At 56.0% G+C, this 20,776-nt stretch carries 20 protein-coding genes; 12 read left to right on the top strand and 8 right to left on the bottom strand.

Annotated elements, in window-relative coordinates; translation table 11 throughout:
• Positions 1-2: 2 nt before the first annotated feature.
• The 3 genes from IBT54_RS00375 to IBT54_RS00365 are packed head-to-tail and all read right to left on the bottom strand — an operon-like array spanning position 3 to position 2,498.
• Positions 3-671 carry a methionine ABC transporter permease gene (locus tag IBT54_RS00375; RefSeq protein WP_013196169.1) on the bottom strand — a complete coding sequence of 223 codons (669 nt, stop codon included), beginning with the start codon at positions 669-671 and terminating at the stop codon, positions 3-5.
• Positions 664-1,689, bottom strand: coding sequence for a methionine ABC transporter ATP-binding protein (locus tag IBT54_RS00370; RefSeq protein ID WP_201251276.1), 1,026 nt, complete (start codon positions 1,687-1,689; stop codon positions 664-666). Before IBT54_RS00370 ends, IBT54_RS00375 begins: the two co-directional genes overlap by 8 nt.
• A complete protein-coding gene (locus tag IBT54_RS00365; protein ID WP_201251275.1) occupies positions 1,686-2,498 on the bottom strand; it encodes a MetQ/NlpA family ABC transporter substrate-binding protein in 813 nt (270 codons plus the stop codon). The genes IBT54_RS00370 and IBT54_RS00365 overlap by 4 nt, the downstream gene beginning before the upstream one ends.
• 218 nt (positions 2,499-2,716) lie before the next feature.
• Here IBT54_RS00365 and IBT54_RS00360 point away from each other — a divergent pair, with 218 nt between their 5' ends.
• Positions 2,717-3,910: an aminotransferase class I/II-fold pyridoxal phosphate-dependent enzyme gene (locus IBT54_RS00360; RefSeq protein WP_201251274.1), complete on the top strand. Its 1,194-nt coding sequence runs from the start codon at positions 2,717-2,719 to the stop codon at positions 3,908-3,910.
• A gap of 295 nt (positions 3,911-4,205) precedes the next feature.
• Positions 4,206-5,672 (top strand): glycine betaine/L-proline transporter ProP, encoded by a 1,467-nt coding sequence (gene proP, locus IBT54_RS00355; protein ID WP_095708080.1) that lies wholly within the window; start codon positions 4,206-4,208, stop codon positions 5,670-5,672.
• A 53-nt stretch (positions 5,673-5,725) separates the two neighbouring features.
• Here the strand turns inward: proP and IBT54_RS00350 are convergent, their stop codons facing one another.
• Positions 5,726-6,313, bottom strand: coding sequence for an ABATE domain-containing protein (locus IBT54_RS00350; RefSeq protein WP_201251273.1), 588 nt, complete (start codon positions 6,311-6,313; stop codon positions 5,726-5,728).
• A 177-nt stretch (positions 6,314-6,490) separates the two neighbouring features.
• On the opposite strand from IBT54_RS00350, the gene IBT54_RS00345 reads away from it, so the two are divergent.
• Positions 6,491-7,357: an alpha/beta fold hydrolase gene (locus IBT54_RS00345; RefSeq protein WP_201251272.1), complete on the top strand. Its 867-nt coding sequence runs from the start codon at positions 6,491-6,493 to the stop codon at positions 7,355-7,357.
• A 52-nt stretch (positions 7,358-7,409) separates the two neighbouring features.
• On the opposite strand, the gene IBT54_RS00340 is transcribed toward IBT54_RS00345, so the two are convergent.
• Positions 7,410-7,958 (bottom strand): YbhB/YbcL family Raf kinase inhibitor-like protein, encoded by a 549-nt coding sequence (locus tag IBT54_RS00340; RefSeq protein ID WP_095708077.1) that lies wholly within the window; start codon positions 7,956-7,958, stop codon positions 7,410-7,412.
• Between the two features lie 244 nt (positions 7,959-8,202).
• Between IBT54_RS00340 and IBT54_RS00335 the strand changes: the two genes are divergently transcribed.
• Positions 8,203-9,081: a LysR family transcriptional regulator gene (locus IBT54_RS00335; RefSeq protein ID WP_201251271.1), complete on the top strand. Its 879-nt coding sequence runs from the start codon at positions 8,203-8,205 to the stop codon at positions 9,079-9,081.
• Between the two features lie 5 nt (positions 9,082-9,086).
• Here IBT54_RS00335 and IBT54_RS00330 read toward each other — a convergent pair whose 3' ends face one another.
• Complete coding sequence (locus IBT54_RS00330; RefSeq protein WP_201251270.1) at positions 9,087-10,724, bottom strand: dihydroxyacetone kinase subunit DhaK; 1,638 nt, start codon at positions 10,722-10,724, stop codon at positions 9,087-9,089.
• A 252-nt stretch (positions 10,725-10,976) separates the two neighbouring features.
• Here IBT54_RS00330 and fucO point away from each other — a divergent pair, with 252 nt between their 5' ends.
• The 5 genes from fucO (at position 10,977) to glsB (ending at position 15,280) form a co-directional block, all read left to right on the top strand.
• A complete protein-coding gene (gene fucO / locus IBT54_RS00325; protein ID WP_095708074.1) occupies positions 10,977-12,125 on the top strand; it encodes a lactaldehyde reductase in 1,149 nt (382 codons plus the stop codon).
• A gap of 321 nt (positions 12,126-12,446) precedes the next feature.
• Positions 12,447-12,620, top strand: a complete 174-nt coding sequence (locus IBT54_RS00320) for a GhoT/OrtT family toxin (RefSeq protein ID WP_008924737.1) — start codon at positions 12,447-12,449, stop codon at positions 12,618-12,620.
• Between the two features lie 104 nt (positions 12,621-12,724).
• The gene (locus IBT54_RS00315) at positions 12,725-12,895 is read left to right on the top strand and encodes a hypothetical protein (RefSeq protein WP_013196156.1); all 171 of its coding nucleotides are present in this window, start codon (positions 12,725-12,727) and stop codon (positions 12,893-12,895) included.
• A 173-nt stretch (positions 12,896-13,068) separates the two neighbouring features.
• Positions 13,069-14,268 (top strand): MFS transporter, encoded by a 1,200-nt coding sequence (locus IBT54_RS00310; RefSeq protein WP_201251269.1) that lies wholly within the window; start codon positions 13,069-13,071, stop codon positions 14,266-14,268.
• A gap of 91 nt (positions 14,269-14,359) precedes the next feature.
• On the top strand, positions 14,360-15,280 hold the full coding sequence (gene glsB / locus IBT54_RS00305; protein ID WP_033784998.1) for a glutaminase B: 921 nt from the start codon (positions 14,360-14,362) through the stop codon (positions 15,278-15,280).
• Positions 15,281-15,417: 137 nt separating this feature from the next.
• On the opposite strand, the gene IBT54_RS00300 is transcribed toward glsB, so the two are convergent.
• A complete protein-coding gene (locus IBT54_RS00300) occupies positions 15,418-16,371 on the bottom strand; it encodes an Rpn family recombination-promoting nuclease/putative transposase (RefSeq protein WP_201251268.1) in 954 nt (317 codons plus the stop codon).
• Between the two features lie 215 nt (positions 16,372-16,586).
• A complete protein-coding gene (locus tag IBT54_RS00295; RefSeq protein WP_201251267.1) occupies positions 16,587-17,525 on the bottom strand; it encodes a D-2-hydroxyacid dehydrogenase in 939 nt (312 codons plus the stop codon).
• Between the two features lie 218 nt (positions 17,526-17,743).
• On the opposite strand from IBT54_RS00295, the gene IBT54_RS00290 reads away from it, so the two are divergent.
• The 3 genes from IBT54_RS00290 (at position 17,744) to IBT54_RS00280 (ending at position 20,746) form a co-directional block, all read left to right on the top strand.
• The gene (locus IBT54_RS00290; protein WP_201251266.1) at positions 17,744-18,166 is read left to right on the top strand and encodes a DUF2946 domain-containing protein; all 423 of its coding nucleotides are present in this window, start codon (positions 17,744-17,746) and stop codon (positions 18,164-18,166) included.
• 45 nt (positions 18,167-18,211) lie between these two features.
• Complete coding sequence (locus tag IBT54_RS00285) at positions 18,212-19,942, top strand: DUF2534 family protein (protein WP_201251265.1); 1,731 nt, start codon at positions 18,212-18,214, stop codon at positions 19,940-19,942.
• A gap of 126 nt (positions 19,943-20,068) precedes the next feature.
• Positions 20,069-20,746 (top strand): pirin family protein, encoded by a 678-nt coding sequence (locus IBT54_RS00280; RefSeq protein ID WP_147788915.1) that lies wholly within the window; start codon positions 20,069-20,071, stop codon positions 20,744-20,746.
• The last annotated feature ends 30 nt before the right edge of the window (positions 20,747-20,776 follow it).

The raw sequence follows: 20,776 nt of genomic DNA, 5'->3' as shown, positions 1-20,776 counted from the left end.
GTTTACTCGCGTCGGATACGGCGTGAAATACGCGTCCCCAGGGTTTGCAGAAGCTGGACAATAATAATGAGAACCAGCGCAGTCGAAATCGTGGCAAAGGCGTCAAAGCGCTGATAACCGTAGGTAATGGCGAGGTCACCGATGCCGCCGCCACCCACCGTGCCCGCCATCGCCGTGGCACCCAGCAGTCCAATGGTAGCGGTGGTCAGCGCCAGCACCAGTGAAGAAGCGGCCTCCGGTAACATGAAATACCAGATAGTCTGCAGCGTGGTAGCCCCCATCGCGTTGGCTGACTCCAGAATGCCTTCGTCGACTTCCAGCAGCGCGCTTTCCACCAGCCGCGAGATATAAGGCGCAATAAAGATCACCAGCGGCACAATGGCACCCGCCGTGCCAATCGTCGTGTTCACCAGCAGGCGCGTCAGCGGCAGGATAGTGATCAGCAGAATAATGAACGGCAGCGAACGGATGATATTCACGACGGGGTTCAGCAGCTGATGCACCAGACGCTGCGGCTGTATTCCGCCCGGCCGGCAGACCACCAGAATAATGCCCAGCGGCAGCCCCAGCAGCGAACCAAAGCCCAGCGACAGCCCCACCATAATCAGCGTGTCCTGCATCGCCGTCAGGAACTGATCGCCGGTTACAGCCGTTTCAAAGAGTTCAGACATCACTGATTTTTACTCCGGTCGCGGTGAGAAACTGAATCGCCGCCTCGCGCTGCGCGGGTTCACCTTTGATCTGCACAATCATGAAACCCAGAATGGTGCGCTGCACCTCCGTCATGCTGGCGAACAGAATATTCACCTCCACCTCATAGTTACGAATCAGCTGATTGATTACCGGCTGCTGTGCCGTGCTGCCGACAAACTCCAGCCGCAACGCGTCGGCTGCCGGATGCTCGCTGAGCAATTCAAGCGTCTGCTGTGGCAGGCGATCGTGAATGACCGACTGCACAAAGCTGGCGCTCACCGCCTGCTGCGGTTCGGCGAACAGCGTCAGGACATCGCCCTGTTCAACAATACGCCCCTGCGCCATCACCGCCATCCGGTTGCAGATCTGCTGCACCACTGACATCTCGTGGGTGATCAGCACAATGGTGATGCCATAACGCTGATTGATTTCCTGTAACAACAGCAGAATCTGCACCGTGGTCTGAGGATCCAGCGCCGACGTCGCCTCATCGCACAGCAGAATGGCAGGATTGGTTGCCAGCGCACGGGCAATCCCGACGCGCTGTTTCTGACCGCCGGAGAGTTCGTCCGGGTAGCTGTTGGCTTTGTCGCTGAGGTTCACAAACGCCAGCAGTTCCGCCACGCGGGTGGCGATAAAATCTTTACTCCGCCCCTGCAATATCAGCGGGATGGCCACGTTGTGAAATACGGTACGGGCATTGAGCAGATTAAAGTGCTGAAAGATCATCCCAATCTGCTTTTTGACTTCAATTAACCGCTTTTTGCTGACCCCCTGTAACGCTTCACCCTGCACCTCCACCGTGCCGGTTGTCGGCGTTTCCAGATGATTAATCAGGCGCAGCAGCGTGCTTTTTCCGGCACCGCTGGTGCCGATAACGCCAAAAATATCGCCCCGGTTGATGCGCAAATTAATATCCTGCAGCGCCTGTACTTCTGTCCCGTTACGTGCAAAGGTTTTGCTGACCTGGTGAAACGCGATAGCCGTCTGACTCATTTGAAATAGTCTGGCAACAGATAGCCCGCATATTGCGCATTACTGATGATATACGCTTTGAATTCCGGCGAGTGATAGCCGGCAATAATGTCACGGGCAAACTGAGCCTGCTTATTTTTACCCGCTACCGTTACTACGTTAATAAACTGGCTGGTTGGTGCCTCCAGTTTCAGCGCGGAATTGAGTTTCAGGCCACTGGAGACCGCGAAGTTACCCTGAATGACACCATAATCCACATCAGGCAGTGCGCGCACCTGCTGGGCATTATCCATCTCTTTCAGCACGATTTTGTAGGGGTTCTCCGTAATGTTTTTCTGCGAGAAGGTTGCGGCATCACTCTCCGGACTGATTTTAAGCCAGCCTATGCTCTGAAGTAACAGCGCAGCCCGATACTCATTTGAGGGTTGATTCGGCACAGAGACCGTGCTGCCTGGCGCGGGCTGCGTCAGCGTTTTTGCGCGTTCAGAATAGAGCCCCATTGGCGGGGTCGGCACCTGCACAATACCGACATTATCGATGCCAAGCCGATCGTTAACCGACTTCAGATAGACCGGATGCTGCATGATATTGGCGTCAATCGTGCCGCGATGAACAGCATCATTAACCTGAATGCCATCGCTGAAATCTTTATATTCCAGCGTATAACCCTGCTTAATTAACAGAGGCGCCACGCCTTTTTCAAACTGCTCTTTATACGGACCCGGATTAAAACCGATGCGTATTTTTTTCTGGTCTGCGGCTTGCGCAGCAGAGATAAAAATTGAAACAGCCGTTAGTGAAAAAATAATTCCCCGTGAAGTAATGCGCATAATGCTTCCTGATTCATTATTGTGAGAGCAATCGATTTAATCACAGCCCTTACAATCAGGAACAGGCAAAACCGGCCCCGACTTTGGCTTATTTATGCTAACGATAGTCACAGGCTGAATATCCAGATGGCGGCAATCTTCAGCGTTATTTCTGCTAACGAAATGAAACGCGGCTGTGTCATTCTTTTCCGCTTCACACTCTTTATTGCGGGACGGTTATGGCGGAGTTTGCAGCTTCAGATTTGGTCGCAGGGCTGGAAGAGAATCTGTTCAGCTTACTCGAGAAGCAGGCAGCAGAACTGGATGCATCGCAGTTACCGCTTATCGATCTCTCATCGGGCAGCCCGCGACAGCCTACGCCGCCTGCGGTCATCGCCTCCTTACAGGCTGCTGCGGCGAGGCCGGAAAATCATGAATATCCCTCTTTCTGGGGAAAGCCCGCCCTGCGTCAGGCTATCGCAGACTTTTACCAGCGTCACTATGGGGTCATGCTGGATCCCGATACCGAAGTTGCGCTGTTTCAGGGCGCGCACGTTGGCGTCAACGGCTTTCCCCGCGCCCTGCTCAACCCGGGCCAGGTGTTAATCTCCACCGATCCCTGTTATCCAATCTATCGCTCAGCAGCACGCCAGGCCGGTGCCAATTTTTATGGCATCCCGCTGGAGGCGCGCAACGCTTTCCTGCCCGATTTTACTCAGGTGCCGGATGAGATTGCCGCGCGCGCCGGTATGGTTATGCTCAATTATCCCCATAATCCCACCGGCGCACTGGCGACGCCCGCGCTGTTCGCCGACGCGCTGGCTTTCGCCCGCCAGCACCATATTCCGCTGATCCATGACTTCGCCTACGCCACGCTGGGCAGTGAGTCGGGCGAGCAGCCGCTGAGTCTGCTGACCCAGCCCAATGCCAAAGGTTGGGGGGTGGAAATTTACACCCTGTCGAAAAGCGCGTTGATGGCAGGCTGGCGTGTGGGCTTTGCGGTGGGAAACGCCTCGATGATTGCGGCTTTTAAAAAACTGCATACTCACAGCTACAGCACGGTGTCTGGCGCGGTGCAGGATGCCGCCATCACCGCCTTGTCGCTCTCTGCTGAGCAACTTAACCGTCTGGCTGATCCTTATCACCAGCGGCGTCGCGTGGTACTCGCCAGGCTGGCAGCGATGCACTGGCCGGTGCGCGCTCGTCAGGGCACCTTTTTCCTCTGGCTGCCTGCGCCACCCGGTTTTACCGGCAAGGAGTTCGCCAGCCTGTTACTGCGAGAGTGTCATCTGCTGGTGGCACCAGGTCACGGCTTTGGCCCCGCCGGGCGAGATTATATCCGTATCAGCCTGACCGCCAGCACGGAACAGCTGCTGCAGGCGCTGGACCGCATTGACGGCCTGAAGCTGATTAATGAGCGCAGGCGTGGCTGATGAAATCAGCGCCAGACAGCATCTGAGCCAGAAACGCGGGATATGACCAAATGTTTATGAGCGTAAGCAGGCATGAGTAAGTGCAGTGTGCTGGTTTTGTCAGCAAAGCCAGTTATTTCGGCTGAAAACTTGCAAAACCTTACATTCGTAGTCTAAGGTTTACCGGCTGCGGTTTCTGCCGCTTCACTTAAAAATTATTCGGCTTCTTATAGCTTTCATTTCCACGGTTTCTTCTGAACATTATTTGCGGCTGCGAAAGCTATAAGACTCCTTCATTGAAGTACCTGAGGAGAATATGGACACCAGAAACACATCGTCTGAACACCCAAAGAAACATTTCTGGAACAGGAAGCCCAAAGAGCTGACTGTTGACGACATTACCGTTATTGATAACGACATGCTGAAGCGCGCAGTTGGCGCAGCGGCGCTCGGTAATGCGATGGAATGGTTCGACTTTGGCGTATACAGCTATCTTGCCGTCATCATCGGCAAAGTCTTTTTCCCGGATGCCAACAACGCGGTGCAGCTGATTGCCACCTTTGGTACGTTTGCGGCGGCCTTCCTCGTGCGTCCGATTGGCGGCCTGGTGTTTGGCCCGCTGGGTGACCGCATCGGCCGCCAGAAAGTGCTGGCGATGACGATGATCATGATGTCGATCGGGACATTCTGCATCGGGCTGATCCCGGCCTATTCGTCGATCGGGATTATGGCCCCGATTCTGCTGCTGGTTGCGCGCCTGATTCAGGGCTTCTCGACCGGCGGTGAATATGGTGGTGCAGCGACCTTTATCGCGGAGTACTCCACCGACAAACGCCGTGGCTTTATGGGCAGCTTCCTGGAGTTCGGTACCATTGGCGGCTACCTGCTCGGGGCCAGCCTGGTCACGGTGATGACCACCGTGATGTCGAACGAGGCGATGATGTCCTGGGGCTGGCGCGTGCCGTTCTTTATTGCCGCGCCGCTGGGTCTGTTCGGCCTCTATGTCCGTCTGAAGCTCGAAGAAACCCCGGCATTCCAGCAGCACATGGAAAAGCAGGAAGCGCTGGAGCAGAGCAAACCGCGCCTGACGCTGATGCAGATGCTGAGCAAGTATCGTGCGCCTATGCTGAAATGTATCGGTCTGGTGCTGCTGTTCAACGTCTCTAACTACATGCTGACCTCGTATATGCCGAGTTACCTCACCGGCGTGCTGGGACTGCCAGAGCTGAGTGGTCTGCTGCTGGTTATGGTGGCGATGTTCGTGATGATGCCGCTGACGCTGCTGTGGGGGCGCTGGACCGATCGCATTGGTCGTCGTCCGGTGATTGGCTTTGGTGCAGTAGGCCTGATTCTGCTCGCGATTCCGAGCTTTATGCTGATTGGTTCCGGTAACATGTGGGCGGTATTTGGCGGCCTGCTGATTCTGGGCGTGCTGCACACCTGCTTCAGCGGCACCATGCCTTCGACGCTGCCAGCCCTGTTTACAACCGATATCCGTTACAGCGCACTGGCTATCGGCTTTAACCTGTCGGTGTCGCTGTTCGGCGGTACGACACCGCTGATTACCGCGTGGCTGGTGGATACCACCAAAAACAACATGATGCCCGCTTACTACATGATGGGCGCAGGTGTGATTGGCCTGCTGACCATTCTGACGGTACGTGAAACGGCGCGTCAGCCGCTGACCGGCTCCTCACCTGCGGTAGCAACCAAAGCGGAAGCCCATCGACTGATTGATAAGCTGCGTAAACGGCAAAAGCCCGCCACGACAGCGGCTAAATAACACTTCTGACACCCTGCTCTGCAGGGTGTTTTTTTATCTGGCAGACGCACGCTCTACCCACCCGATTTTACTGCCCTGAAACGCGCGACTTTCGCCCGATTGCCACACAGCGCCATGCTGCACCAGCGGCGGCGATGCGCTTTGGTGCGATCGTAAAACCACAGGGTGCAGTCGGGATGTTCACAGGCACGGACTCTGCTGAAATCTTCCTGCGTGAGCAGCATTGCAGCCTGTTCTGCAACCTGTCCCAGCCGCTGCCTTACGTTCTGGCTAGCGTAAACGCGCCGGATAGTCAGCGAACCCGACTCCCCGCTCAGTTGCAGGTGACTCGTTGCCTGGCCCAGCCAGACATTCAGCGCCTCAGTACTCACATTCTCACCTGCTTTATGCTGCTGCACAGCGTCACGAACAATCTGACGTAACTGACGTGCGGCCTGCACCAGCGCGCCCGGCTCATACTGCGGCGCAGATCCGTCGGTTAGCAGTCCGGCCTGTTGCAGCCAGTCTTCAACATCCTGATCGCTTTGCAAGAAATCGTGTGGCCGCCCCTCTGCGATAGCCTCGGTGTTGATAAAATTCAGCGCCGGATGATCGGCCAGAAACCACGGCCCCTGGCCGGAGTGTGATTGCGTTTCCGCCATGATGTCGCCCTCATTATTGAAATCTTCTGACGCTACTGTAACCGATAAAAAAGCAGATTAGTAGTTACAAACGGCCTGATGTAACCACTAAATATCAATTTGACAGGTTACATAATCGCTGCATAATAAGCCCTTGTAACCCTATAAATGCTATTTAACCAGTTACAGGAAAATATCATGAATACACACTCTGTTTCTTATCGTTATCAGCAGGCCGACGGCGTTAATGTTTTCTATCGTGAAGCGGGCGATCCATCACTGCCGGTGTTGCTACTGCTGCACGGTTTTCCCACCTCCTCTCATCAGTTTCGCAATCTCATCCCGCTTCTGTTCGATAAGTTCCATATCATCGCGCCCGATCTGCCTGGCTTTGGTTTTACTGACGTCCCCGCCGAACGTAACTATTCATGGACTTTCGACGCACTCGGCCAGACGTTGACCGCGTTTGTCGATGCACTCGGGCTGAAACGCTACGCAATGTATGTTTTCGACTATGGAGCTCCCGCAGGTCTGCGGCTGGCGCTGGCCTACCCGGATCGCGTCAGCGGACTGATATCGCAAAACGGTAATGCCTATCTGGAGGGACTGGGAGACGCCTGGGCACCGGTTCGCGCATACTGGGCGGAACCCAGCGAGGAAAACGGTGAGGTGATCCGCGACGCCATCCTGACAGCCGAAGGGGTTAAGTGGCAGTATCTGCATGGGGTCAGCGATCCGCAGCAGATCGCCCCGGAAAGTTATACTCTGGACACGCTGCTGATGGAGCGTCCCGGAAACAAAGATATTCAGCAGGCACTGTTCCTTGATTACGCCAGCAATCTCAAACGCTACCCGGAATTTCAGGCATTCTTTCGCCAGCAGCAGCTCCCGACGCTGGTGATCTGGGGCAAACACGATCCTTTCTTTATTCCACCCGGCGCCGTGGCCTGGCAGCGCGATAATCCGCAGGCGGTGGTCGAGCTGCTGGATAGCGGTCACTTCGCGCTGGAGACCCATACCGATCACATCGCAATGCGCATCCGTGAGATGTTCAGCGGCGACTGACCCGCTGCGCACAGAGGCAGGCTACAGGTCACTGCCTCTGAAAACTCAACGCTTATTCGTTGCTGAAGCGGCCAACCGTGCTGGCCGCGCCCAGGGCGTGACCTTTCAGCTGGGCCACCAGCTCTGCCTGAGTTAACCCCGGCTTCAGCTGGCCCACCGGCAAATCAGTGGCGATCAGCACAAAGTTATAGTGATGCAGGCCGCTGCCTTTCGGTGGACAAGGCCCGTAATAGTGCAGTGTCCCGGGGGTATTTTTTCCGCCGGTATAGTCCTTGCCCTCTGTCAGCGCGCCCTGCGCAAACGACGAACGGCTGGCCGGAATGTTATAGGCCACCATATGTGTCACGCCCAGCCCTTTGGCCCCGACCGGATCGGTCATCAGCAGAGCCAGACTACGGGTGCCCGCCGGAATCGCAGACCAGTTAAGCTCGGGAGAAATATTCTCACCTGTGCAGGAAGGATTACTTTTATTGGCACCGGCAAACTTTTTGTCCAGTAGCGCATTATCGCTGAAGTCCTGTGATTGCAGCGTAAACACCGACGCTGCCAGCGTAGTTATTGGCAAAACGGCAAGCACCGTTGCGCAGAGTAATTTTTTCACCAGTCACTCCTTATCAGGTTAATTCCGGATGGATTGCATCACTGCCTGCTTACTATAACGGCTTTAACTCATTTAGCCCGGATGACCGCCCGTTTAAATATTGCGAAACGGCAAATCTATGATCGCTGTCGCGCTGGCTGAGGGTGCTGACACGTTGCCCTGAGACGTATTACCCGATATAAGTTAACGCCTGCGGCTGAGTTTTCGCCTGAAGCCCCGTCATTGTCACCGATAAGTAGACACTATGCAGATTGAAGATCTCCGGATTTACATCGCCGTGATACATGCTGGTAACTTCACTGCAGCCGCTGAGCAGCTGATGTTATCGAAACAGTATGTCAGCCGCCGCATGGCCGCACTGGAAGCGTCGTTAGGCGTACGTCTGCTGATACGTAACACCCGCAAGCTGTCAGTGACAGATGCGGGACTGCTGTTTGCGCAGCATGCTCAGCGCATTCTGGATGAGATTCAGGAAGCCGAACTGGCGGTGTCGGAGCAGCAGCAGACGCTGCGCGGCACTTTCCGCATCAATCTGCCGATGTCGTTTGGCATGAGCCGCCTGTCACCGCTGATTGCGGAGTTTCTGAGTCATCATCCGGCACTGCAGTTTCAGATTGAGCTGGCGGATCGCTATGTTGATGTAATTGGCGAAGGCGTCGATATGGCAATCCGTATTGGCACCCTGGCCGATTCCACGCTGATTGCCCGCCCGCTGGGCGAACTGAAGCGGGTGATCTGCTGCAGTCCTGACTACCTGAAACGGGCTGGCACGCCTCAACATCCGGATGAGTTACTGCAACACGCCTGTCTGCGCTATGGACGGGAAGGACAGAATGGCTGGGAACTGCAGGTTAATGGCAAAGCGAAATGGCTGGCGGTTCAGGGCCCCATGGTGAGTAACAATGGCGAAGTGCTGCGTGATGCCGCCCTGGCGGGACTCGGACTGGTCCTGCTACCCGCTTTTATCGTTGAGTCAGCCCTGCAAAGGGGTGAACTGGTGACGGTGCTGGACGGCTGCCAGCCGCCACCGCTCTCCCTGAATGCGGTTTACCCGCAGCACCGTCAGCGCAGCGAAGTAAACCGCCAGTTACTGGCCTTTTTACAGACGCGTTTAGCGCCGTAACTGATCTAAAGCGTTTTTAATGCCGCAAAAACGCTGGCGACTGCAACCGCACCGGGATCGGGCACGCCATTCAGGTTCGCGCTGTTGAGATAAGATGATCGGCCCGCCTTTGCTTTTCCCATGCTGGCGGTTGCATCACTGCCGTGCTGCGCCGCATCTGCTGCGGCTGCCAGCGATTTGCCCGCCACCAGCGCCTCAATCGCGGGCTGGAGCGCATCAATCAGTGTACGATCGCCCGGTTTAGCCCCGCCATACTGCTTCATTTTTTCCAGACCCTGTTGTAAAGCGATCGGTAAGTCGTCTCCTTCCGACAGGTGCTGTGCGGCGGCGGTGAAGAAGATAGCCATCAACACGCCGCTGGAACCACCCATAACCGTGGCCAGTCGCTCACCCGTTACCGCGAGCAGGTCGGGCAGAACATTCAGGGGCAGCTGATTATCGGCGCATTCACGCTGGATTTGACGCGCACCAGCAGCAAAGGTCGACCCGGTATCCCCGTCACCCACCTGCGCATCCAGTTTATTCAGCTCGCTTTCACTGGCGATCAGCGTTTCACAGATGCGGTTCACAAAGGCAGCGACCGCCGGGTTTTCGGAGGGTTGCACCGGATGCGCTGTCGACTCCCGGGCTGCGTTAACCGGCTCCAGTGATGTGATATCAACCGCCGGAACCCAGCCGGTTACTTCGACCGGGGCGCAGATCGCCGCTTCGAACAGCGGCGTCAGCGTCATGCGGGTGACGGAAAAGCCTTTCATGTCCAGCGCGGTCATCAGCGGTGCCGGACCTATCAGATAACGGCTTACCTGGCTAAGCGGCGACTCAATCAGATCGCGTGTGACCAGACTCATCTCCAACGCCGACATCCCGCCAAGGTTATTCACCAGCAGCGCGCAGGGCTGATCCTTGCCTGGCATCACCTTTTCCAGCAGATGCTGCACAATCTGCTGGCTGTTCTGAGTCGGCATGACGTCAACGCCCGGCTCGCCGTGAATCCCCAGCCCCATTTCCACACTGCCGTCGGGCACCCGCTGGCCGGTCTGTTCATCCGGCAGATGACAGCTGGAAAGCGCGACCCCCATGGTGGCGATAGCACGACTGGCGGCCTCTGCAGCCTCAGTTACCGCCGCCAGATCGTCACCCCGCTGGGCGACAAAACCTGCCACTTTATGCACCAGCAACGTGCCTGCTACGCCGCGTGGCTGAGGATTATCCGGTAAGGCCACATCATCACCGACAATCACCATATTGACGCTGAACCCTGCATTGCGGGCCTTTTCAGCCGCCAGCCCAAAGTTGAGTCGGTCGCCGGTGTAGTTTTTCACAATCAGCAGGCATCCCGCGTCACCGGTAAGGTTGATGATGGCGTTATAAACCGCATCAACGCTGGGTGAGGCAAACACATCGCCACAGACGGCCGCCGTCAGCATCCCTTTGCCGATGAAGCCGACATGGGCAGGCTCATGGCCGGAACCGCCACCGGAGATCAGTGCGACCTGCTGTTTTTTCCAGTCTCTGCGCATCACGATGCGAATGTGGGGATCGACCTGCAGCCGCACCAGATTACGCCAGGGACTGGCGTAAATCATGCCATCTAACGCGCTGTCGACGAGATCATCCTTCTTATTCATTACGAATCGGGTCATGTTTTCATTCCTCATGGGCGGACGGGTTTGTGATAAAGAAGTGTTGCACACAACGGACGATGGGCATAATTCACCACCTCTCATCGCAACCCCATCAGACGAAAGTCTTGTCTGAATGAAATGCGCGCATCACTTTTTACTAATTCATTGATTTTTATCAAATGTCCTTACCTGAAACTGAGAGGTTATGCGCAGAACCTGCACAGCGGATCACGGATCGTAGAAAACCATTTGTTAACAGAGGATGTTTTGATGACCCAACGTATGATTCTGAATGAAACCGCCTGGTTTGGTGCTGGCGCATTACGTCATTTGCCTGAAGAGGTACAGCGTCGCGGGATGCGTAAAGCGCTTATTGTCACTGACAAAGCGCTGGTTGCAGCAGGCGCGCTGAAGCGGGTCACTGACCTGCTGGAACAGCATCAGCTTGCCTGGGCGGTTTATGATGAGGTCGTACCGAATCCGACTATCCGGGTGGTGCAGCAGGGCGTTGCCGTGTTCAGGGAATCAGGTGCTGACTACCTTATCGCCATCGGCGGTGGCTCACCGCAGGACACCAGCAAAGCGATCGGCATTATTATCAACAACCCTGAATTCGAAGATGTCCGCAGCCTGGAAGGCGTCAGCCCAACCCGTCATCCGTGCGTGCCCATCATCGCAATTCCAACCACGGCAGGCACCGCGGCAGAAGTCACCATTAACTATGTCATTACCGACGAAGAGAATCGTCGCAAGTTTGTCTGCGTCGATCCGCATGACATTCCAAAAGTGGCGATTATTGATGCGGAGATGATGGCGAGCATGCCCGCCTCGCTGAAAGCTGCCACCGGAATTGATGCATTAACTCACGCAATTGAAGGGTACATTACGCGCGGTGCCTGGCCCCTGACTGACATGCTGCACCTCAAAGCCATTGAAATTATCAGCCACTCGCTGCGCGAATCGGTGGCGGGTAATATTGATGCTGTTGAACAGATGGCACTGGGGCAATATGTGGCCGGGATGGGCTTCTCCAATGTCGGACTTGGTCTGGTGCATGGTATGGCGCATCCGCTGGGTGCCTTTTATAACGTGCCGCACGGCGTGGCGAACGCCATTCTGCTGCCACAAGTGATGGCGTGGAATGCTCCGTCAACAGGCGAGAAATATCGCGATATCGCCCGCGCCATGGGTGTGAAACAGGTCGACACGCTGACGCTGGATCAGGCGCGGGAAGCGGCTGTCGCTGCGGTTCGTCAGCTCTGCCGGGATGTGGGCATTCCCCGTTCGTTGCGTGAGGTCGGCTTGCAAGAGGCAGATATTCCTGCACTGGCGCAGGCGGCACTGGATGACGTCTGCACCGGCGGCAACCCACGCACGCCGGATCTGGAAGCGGTGATGGCGCTCTATCGTCAGAGTTAAAACGCGCACGCTGTATCGTTATGTACTTCAATATCAGGCCCGCCCACCATCGCGGGCTTTTTTACGTCATGGCCACGGTCAGTCAGCAATCATTCGCCAGGAGTTATTCAGACAGGATCGCGGCATCAGCAAAGGTCCGACCCGCATTTTCCGGCACGGTTTTCAGCCTGAAATCGCCCGTTATCTTCATGGAAGTCAGAGAGCAAATCAGCCGCATTGACCGGTAATTTCTTTAGATGCTAAACCCTGATTCACTTGATCTGGATCACAAAACTCCGCATCATGCGCAGCGAAAACCATAATGACGCTGCGGAGATATCAATGACACTGTACCAGGGTATGCTAATTTTCTATGCCGTTGTTGCACTGGTCGCGACGCTGATCACCTTCTTCATCGCCAAAGATAAGCTGAGCATCAAACTGTTGAGCGCCTTTCTGGTGGGTGCCACCTGGCCGATGAGTTTTCCTGTGGCGCTGATGTTTGCGCTGTTTTAATTGACAATATCTCCTTAGCGACCACACTCAGGTAAGACGTCCCTGACCTGCCAACCGCCGATCACCGACGTGACCTTGCTCATGACGGTTAATAAGGAGCGGATATGCGCGTAGTCAGTGTGATGATTCTGGTTTCTCTTCTCAGTGCCTGTAGCGCCCCGTGGCACGCTGAAAAACCGGTTCCCGCGGCCGAAACCCGGCAGCAGACCTGCCAGCCCGGCTCTAATCCCAGCCAGAACGACTGTGGTCACTTCCCTGAGCCCGAGTTCCACTAATCAGTTTACAGCGATCGCTGAGGCGAGATCGCATTTACGCTATTTCATCACATAACAAGGCTTTACAGGCCGCTGACCGGTCAGTAAAGTAGCGCCCAGACATCAATTCTGATGCGTAAGCGTTAACGTCAACCAACGCCCCCGCAGCACTGCTGCATGTGATGATCCCTGCCATGATGCCTGTACAACAGCAAGCTAAACCCCTCGCTGCGTTTTCCAGCGCCAGCTTTTTTTTGTTCGTCCTGCTGCTCACCGCAGCGAATCTTCGGGCACCGATTACCGCCGTCGGCCCGGTGCTGCAGGATATTCGCCAGACTTTTGGCCTCAGCGCCAGCGAAGCAGGCCTGTTTAACTTTATTCCACTGATGCTGTTTGCCCTGCTCGCCCCCCCTGCCGCCTGGCTGGGAAATCGGGTCGGGCTTGAACGCAGTTTGTGGGGCGCACTGTGCCTGATTACTGCCGGTTCACTGTTGCGCTGGCTGCCCGCTGAAGCGGCGTTATGGAGCGGAACGCTGCTGCTGAGCGCAGGCATTGCCGCTGCCAACGTACTGCTGCCGCCGCTGATTAAGCGCGATTTCACCGCCCATACCGCCAGATACATTGGCCTGTACGCCGCCACCATGTCGATTACCGCCAGCCTGGCGTCCGGCATTGCGGTACCGCTGAGCCAGTACTCAACGGCGGGCTGGCGACTCTCACTGGTTGTCTGGGCGCTGCCGGGACTGGTTGCGCTGCTCGCCTGGCTGCCGCTTTTATGTCAGCGGCAGTCCACTTTAGCACCAGCTGACGAATCGGGTGCACATCGTCATGTGTGGCGCTCAGCTGGTGGCTGGCAAATCGCCCTGTTCATGGCACTCCAATCGCTGGCGTTTTATACCCTGATCGACTGGTTTGCCGTATTTGCTCAGGATAATGGCTTCACTCAGGCGCAGGCTGGCTGGCTGCTGTTCTGGTATCAGGCAATTGCAATCGTTGCTAACCTGGGCTGTATGGTTGCGCTGAAGCGGGTAAAAGATGCCCGGCTCACCGCATTCATTGCTTCCTCGGGTATTTTCCTTGGTATGTCAGGACTGCTGCTTAATCCGCAATGGGCGGTGATCTGGCTGACACTGGCCGGACTGGGCGCTGGGGCTTCGCTGGTGCTCTGCCTCTCGCTGTTTAATCTGCGCGCCACACATCACCTTCAGGCCTCACAACTTTCAGGCATGGCGCAATGTGTGGGCTATGCGCTGGCTGCCCTGGGCCCGCTGTTTTTTGGCGTGCTCCATGAACAGAGCGGTAACTGGACGCTGCCCTTCAGCGTGCTGGCACTGCTGAGCCTGTTACAGATGGTATTGGCTCCGCTGGCAGCACAGTCAAAACCCATCAGCTGAAAATGCGGCTCAGCGACTCATAACAGATGACTGACCGGGCGCAAATGCATAGCGCATTGCCGGTCAGCGAAAACCGACGGGAGAAAAGTGCGTGTCTGAACTGAATAATGCTCTGTTGCAGGAGGTCCTGGATCAGGTGCGTCCGCTGGTCCATAGGGGAAAAGTCGCTGACTATATCCCCGCGCTGGCCGATGTCGCGGCCGACAATCTCGCCATAGCCGTTTGCCTGCGTGACGGCACCCTCTTTCAGGCGGGCGATGCGGAGACGCGCTTTTCGATTCAGTCCATATCCAAAGCGCTATCGCTGACCGTGGCGCTGACCCGCTATGATGACAGTGAAATCTGGCAGCGGGTGGGCAAAGAGCCATCAGGCCAGCCCTTTAATTCCCTGGTGCAGCTGGAGCTGGAACAGGGCAAGCCGCGTAATCCGTTTATTAATGCCGGGGCGCTGGTGATTTGTGATCTTCTGGAAACCCGCCTGACCGCGCCGCGCCAGCGAATGCTGGAAATTGTGCGCCAGCTGAGCCAGCAGCCCGATATCAATTATGATCGCCACGTTGCCCGCTCTGAATTTGAGCATTCTGCCCGCAATGCCGCGATCGCCTGGCTGATGAAGTCGTTTGGTAATTTCGATAACGATGTCACCAGCGTCATGCAGACCTATTTCCACTATTGCTCGCTGTCGATGAACTGCGTTGAACTGGCGCGCACCTTCGTCTATCTGGCCAATCAGGGTAAAACACTGGATGGCAGCCAGATGATTACACCGCGTCAGGCACGGCAGATTAACGCACTGATGATCACCAGCGGGATGTATGACGGCGCAGGTGAGTTTGCGTGGCGGGTCGGGATGCCTGCGAAGTCGGGCGTGGGTGGCGGAATTATTGCCGTCATCCCTGGCGAGATGAGCATTGCCGTCTGGTCACCCGGGCTGGACAGTGCAGGTAATTCGCTGGCAGGTACCGCTGTACTGGAGTTGCTGACGGAAAAGCTGGGACGCTCGATATTTTGATTCTGAGCGCGCAAATAACAGGCTTGCCGTGATGAAAAGCGATGGTGTTCCCATGATTCCGGCAGGCTGATTTTTATATTTTCAGTGCAGTAAGCTGGCGATTTGAGTCGTCAGCGTTAATCGGCGCTCAAAAATTCTTAGTGCGAAAGCTGTGCCAGCTCTTCTTCTGTAAGACCGGTCATCTGCATGACGGTATTGCGATCCATACCGCTCGTCAGCATAGTGCGGGCAATTCTGAGTTGCATGCTTTGCCTTCCTTGCTGAAGCCCGATCTCTTTGCCTTCGATGCGGCCTTGTGCAATGCCCAGCTCAATGCCTTTCTCAAGCCCTATCTGCTCAAGCTGTTGTGCGATAGTCATAAGTACGTTCTCGTGTTGGGGCACACGCTGTGCCAGCTCCTGTACAAAGGTTTTGGCGTCTGATACTTCGCCCGCCTGCACAATGTAGTTTATCAGTGATATCACCTGCGATGAAGAGTGATCGCCTGCCATCAAAATGGATACCAGCCTGTCCATCAGTTCTGCCAGATCCCGCTGCCGGATATGTTTCTGCAACAGGGTCAGTGCCGCCATGCTGCGGTGTTGCATGATCTCATCGTCAGGAATCGTCGTGACATCGACCAGCGGAAAACTGTGGCTGTAAAGCCTGTCCGCCAGCAACGGGTCGTCGAACTCATCCAGCCACCGGGTCGAATAAGGATAGGGAGTGCGTCTGCCCGCGTAAAACAGTATGGGTATCACCAGCGGCAGTCTCTTATGCCCAGCTTCAAGATGGCGCTGCATGGCAGCCACTGCATAGCGCATCAGCCGAAATGCCATATGTTTGTCAGGTGATGACTGATACTCAATGAGTACATGGATATATCCATTGCCAGCGGTAGTTTTAAGACTGTAAAGCACGTCGCTGAAGTACTGCCGAAGGTCATCCTCGACAAACGACCCCGACTCCAGCTTCAATGTGCTGAGATCGCAGCATTCGCGCAGTTCTGGTGGCAGGTGCAGCGCCAGGAAATCGTGGGCAATATCTGGCTGAGTCAGAAACTGCCGGAATGTCGCATCATGAGGCGTGGGCGTGCTGTTGTTCTTTTTCACTGACCAGAATCCTTTCTGTTCCTGAAGCGCTGACAACGGCTGATTCAGCCAGTAAAAGGCGCTAAGTCCCGTAGCGCACGAACGTTTAAAGTACGGATGGAAATAAAGAAATGAATACTCTGATGATTGAACCCCGTAAAACGCTTTTACTGAATTCTACGAGGTTGCTCTGGATATCAACGAATAGCGGGCCTTAAAAAGCCATTCCACCCCGCTCAGCTCACCACATTAACCGGCTCGCCCTGAATAAAGGCCGCGATATTGGCCATCACGCCAGTTACCAGATTTTCTACGCCGCTGCGGCTCGCCCAGGCGATGTGCGGCGTCAGCAGCAGATTGGGCAAATCTGCCAGTAGCGGGTTATCGGCAGAAGGTGGTTCGCTGCTCAGGACATCCAGCGCCGCGCCGCCAATCAGCCCCTGCTTTAATGCCTCCGCAAGATCGGCCTCGTTAATCAGTCCACCGCGTGCGGTGTTAATCAGCAGCGCATGCGGTTTCATTTTCGCCAGCGCCTCACGGTCAATCATCTGACGGGTGCTGTCACTCAATGGGCAGTGCAGCGAAATAATATCGCTGGTGGCCAGCATCTGCTCAAAGCTGACATAGCCCTCACGCACGCTGTCGCTGCCTTTGCGCTCCGCGTACTGCACCTGCATTCCCAGCGCCTGGGCCAGCCTGCCGACCGCCTGCCCGATATCACCTCTACCCGCGATACCCAGCGTGGCGCCGCCAATATCCCCTATCGGCTGACGATGCAGACAGAAGTGCTGTGCCTGCGGCCAGTCGATGCGGGTATTAACGGCATAAGCCATTATCTGACGACGCAGGGCGAAAATGGCGGCGATCACCGCCTCCGACACGCTCTGGGTGGAGTAACCAGGAACATTACTGACCACGATGCCGCGGTCACGGCACGCGTTGAGGTCAATACAGTCATAACCCGTCGCCGCAACACAGATAAAGCGCAGTTCGGGAAGCTGCGCCAGGGTATCGGCACGCAATTGCACCTTATTGGTAATCGCAACCGTCGCACCCGCAAGCGAAGAGACAATGTCACTGACCGGTGTCTGTGCGCGAATCTCCCAGTCAGCCTGTTGTTGCCCGGTCGGCAGAGAGACAGGCAGCGTGTCACCATCCAGCATTACAATTTTCATCTTCAGTCCTTTATGGGTTTGGTTTAATGCAACCGACCCATCAATGTTATTTGTATGTATTTAACGGGTAACATCTAAGTTAAATGATGCTGGAATTAAAGTGAATATGTTCAAAGAGTGCGAAATTTTTCGGAACAGAAGCCACTTTATTTAACTCTTTTATCCCCTTCGCGTTACACTGCCGCCCGTAATTTTCACCCCTTGCGTCCGTTAAAATCATGCAGAAATCTTCACTCAGACATCGACTCACTGCCGGTATTGCGATACTGGCTGTGCTGCTGTTGTTTGTTGCCCCGATGATTTCAAAGAATCTGGCTGAGCATCACGCCACGATGCAACGTGCATCTGCCATGAGCGCAGAGATGCCGATGATGCATCATCACAGCGAGATGATGTCGATGGCGGACCATGGGATGATGATGGATCCTGGTTTTGCCTGTGGCTACTGCGATTTACTGGTGCATGTACCGCTGATGCTCTGGGTGTTTATCCCGTTCATCTGGTGGATGAGCCTGATCACCCGCGCCCCGCCGCCCTCTGCGATTAATCCGCCCCCCTGGCGATGGATGTTGCGTCGCCACCGACCACGAGCGCCACCTGCTTTCGCGTCACACTCACTGCTTTCTGATTCGATTGTGTGACAACGTCACCCAGTCGCCTTTGTCTTTTGAAAAGTGTGGAATGCTATGTCCTCTTCTCAGGAAATTATCCCTGCACCGCGCGGCACGCTGTTTAATCTTTTTCGCCGCCTGCATTTTTACATCGGCCTGTTTATCGCGCCGTTTATTTTTGTCGCCGCGCTCACCGGCACACTCTATGTTCTGACGCCGCAGCTGGAACAGGCGATCTACCACGATGCCCTGACTACCGATGCACAGGGCCAGGCGCAGCCGTTGTCAGCCCAGATTGCTGCCGCACGTGCGCGAGCGGGTGAATCAGCACGTATCTATGCCGTGCGTCCCGCGCCGGGTCCGCAGGATACAACCCGCGTGCAGTTTGCTGAGCCTCAGCTTGGCCCATCGGAATCGCGATCGCTGTTTATCGATCCTTACACGCTGCAGGTGAAAGGCGATATGACGGTGTATGGCACCAGCGGTGTACTGCCGCTGCGCATGTGGCTGGGTCAGCTACATCGCGGCCTGCTGCTGGGCGATTTTGGCCGTAACTACAGCGAACTGGCAGCCTCCTGGCTGTGGGTCGCCGCGCTGGGCGGGATCGTTTTATGGTCCGGCACCCGGCCACCGCGCACCCGCAGAAAAGTGCGCAGCGGTTTTGCGGCAACGCGTCACTGGCACGTTACGCTGGGCCTGCTGCTGGCTATCGGGCTGGTCTTCTTTTCGGTAACCGGACTGACCTGGTCACAGTGGGCAGGCAACAACATTGAAAAAATGCGCAGCGACTTTGGCTGGAAAACGCCGCAGGTTAATACCGCACTGAACGGTGACGCGCCCGCCGAAGCCGCCGATCCGCATGCTGACCATCGCGGTGCGATGATCGGCATGACGATGTCCGGCATGACCATGCCAGCCAGAACCGCCGCGCCGGTGCTCCTGAATCAACCGAATACCAGTTGGGATCAGGCGCTGGCAGAAGCACGCCAGGCCGGACTACACGCCGCGAAACTGGAGCTGCGTCAGCCTAAGAACGCAGAACAGGCCTGGACCGTATCGGAGATTGATCGCAGCTGGCCAAGCCAGGTTGATGCGGTTTCCATCAATCCGGCTGATTTTAGCGTGGTCGACCGCGTTGAGTTCGCCAGCTTCCCGCTGGTGGCGAAACTGACCCGCTGGGGCGTGGATGCGCATATGGGTGTACTGTTTGGTCTGCCTAACCAGCTGATTCTGGCCCTGTTCGGCTTTGGACTCTGTGCGATGATTGTGCTGGGCTACCGCATGTGGTGGATTCGCCGCCCGGCGGTTCCCCAGCTCAGCCCCTCGCAGACGCTGTTGTCCGCCTGGCTTGCACTGCCGCGCTATGCACAGGGCACCAGCCTGATAGTGACGCTGGCGCTGGGTTATGCGCTGCCTGTTATGGGCATCAGCCTGGTTGTGTTGATCCTGCTGGATATTCAACGCTGGCGCAGCGCGCAGCGCGCGTCGGTCATCCGGGAAGAAATTGCGCCAGATAAGCAGTCGCCGCTGGCTATCGTCCAGTCACGCTTCGCCGGAAAGCGCAAAGAGATGCGCTATTTTCTCCGCAGCGTCACGGTGCTGGCGCTGATTGTGATTTCAGTGATGGCGAATGCGATGATTGGCGGCGTGATTGACCAGTATCAGATCCCCTTTAGCCACTGGTCACTGACCATGTATATCACCCAGGCGATGATGATCCTGCTCTACTCCACGGTCTTTACCGGGCTGTTGTCGATCCCACTCTGGTATTTCTTCCTGGGTGAGAGCGACGAACAGGGCAAATAAGCCGATGGCGCCCCGCGTGATTTTTTATTCAAAATAACTGACGAAGCCGGGCAAATCATCCGGCTTCTCATTCTGCGCCTGAGGTCTATGATCGTTGTTATGCCTTCCTTTATCTGAGAATAAATCATGAACATTGTGCGAGCTAATCCTGAACAACTGTTTGAGTACGGTCCTTTTACCGTTCGTCGTCAGCGACCTGGCGAGGCGCTTAGCCCGTTGCTCACGGTTGACCTGATGTCGCTGAAACTGGATGCCCGACTCCCGATGCAGCAGCATCAGGATGAAGAAGTGTTCACCTACCTGTGGCGTGGTTCAATGCAGCATCAGGACAGCAACGGCGAGCGTACCCAGCTCTCTGCGAAAAAGGTGATGGTGGTGAATGCCGGTGAGGGCGTTCAGTACGAAGAGTCAGTGCCGCTGTATGAAGCGGAGTTGTTGCAGGCCGTTATCCGGCCTTCGCAGGCGGGCGGTGAAGCGATGACTCAGGTGCTGGAGCGCGATCAGGGCATTATGACTAACGGCTGGACCGAACTGGCCGGACCGGAAGAGTCTGACGCCCCGCTGGAACTGCGCCAGGAAGTCTATATCTACGATACGCTGCTGGAGCGCAATCAGACGGTGGACGTGCCCTCGATGCCGGGCTTTGTGGCTTATCTGACCGTGCTGGAAGGGATTATTCGCATTGGCGATCAGCGACTCAGTCGTGGCGATGCGGTGAGCGGACTGGATAGCAGCATGGAGATCACAGGCGACAGGGATGCCAATCTGGTTTGCTTCCTGGTCAGGCCAGACAACATTGCATAACATAGCGCGGGACGTTTCCCGCGCTTTTTG

It is taken from the genome of Pantoea sp. S62, assembly GCF_016658625.1.
Taxonomy (GTDB): Bacteria; Pseudomonadota; Gammaproteobacteria; order Enterobacterales; family Enterobacteriaceae; genus Pantoea; species Pantoea vagans.
The sequence above is the reverse complement of the archived record's forward strand: the minus strand, read 5'-3'. Positions and strand labels throughout refer to the sequence as shown.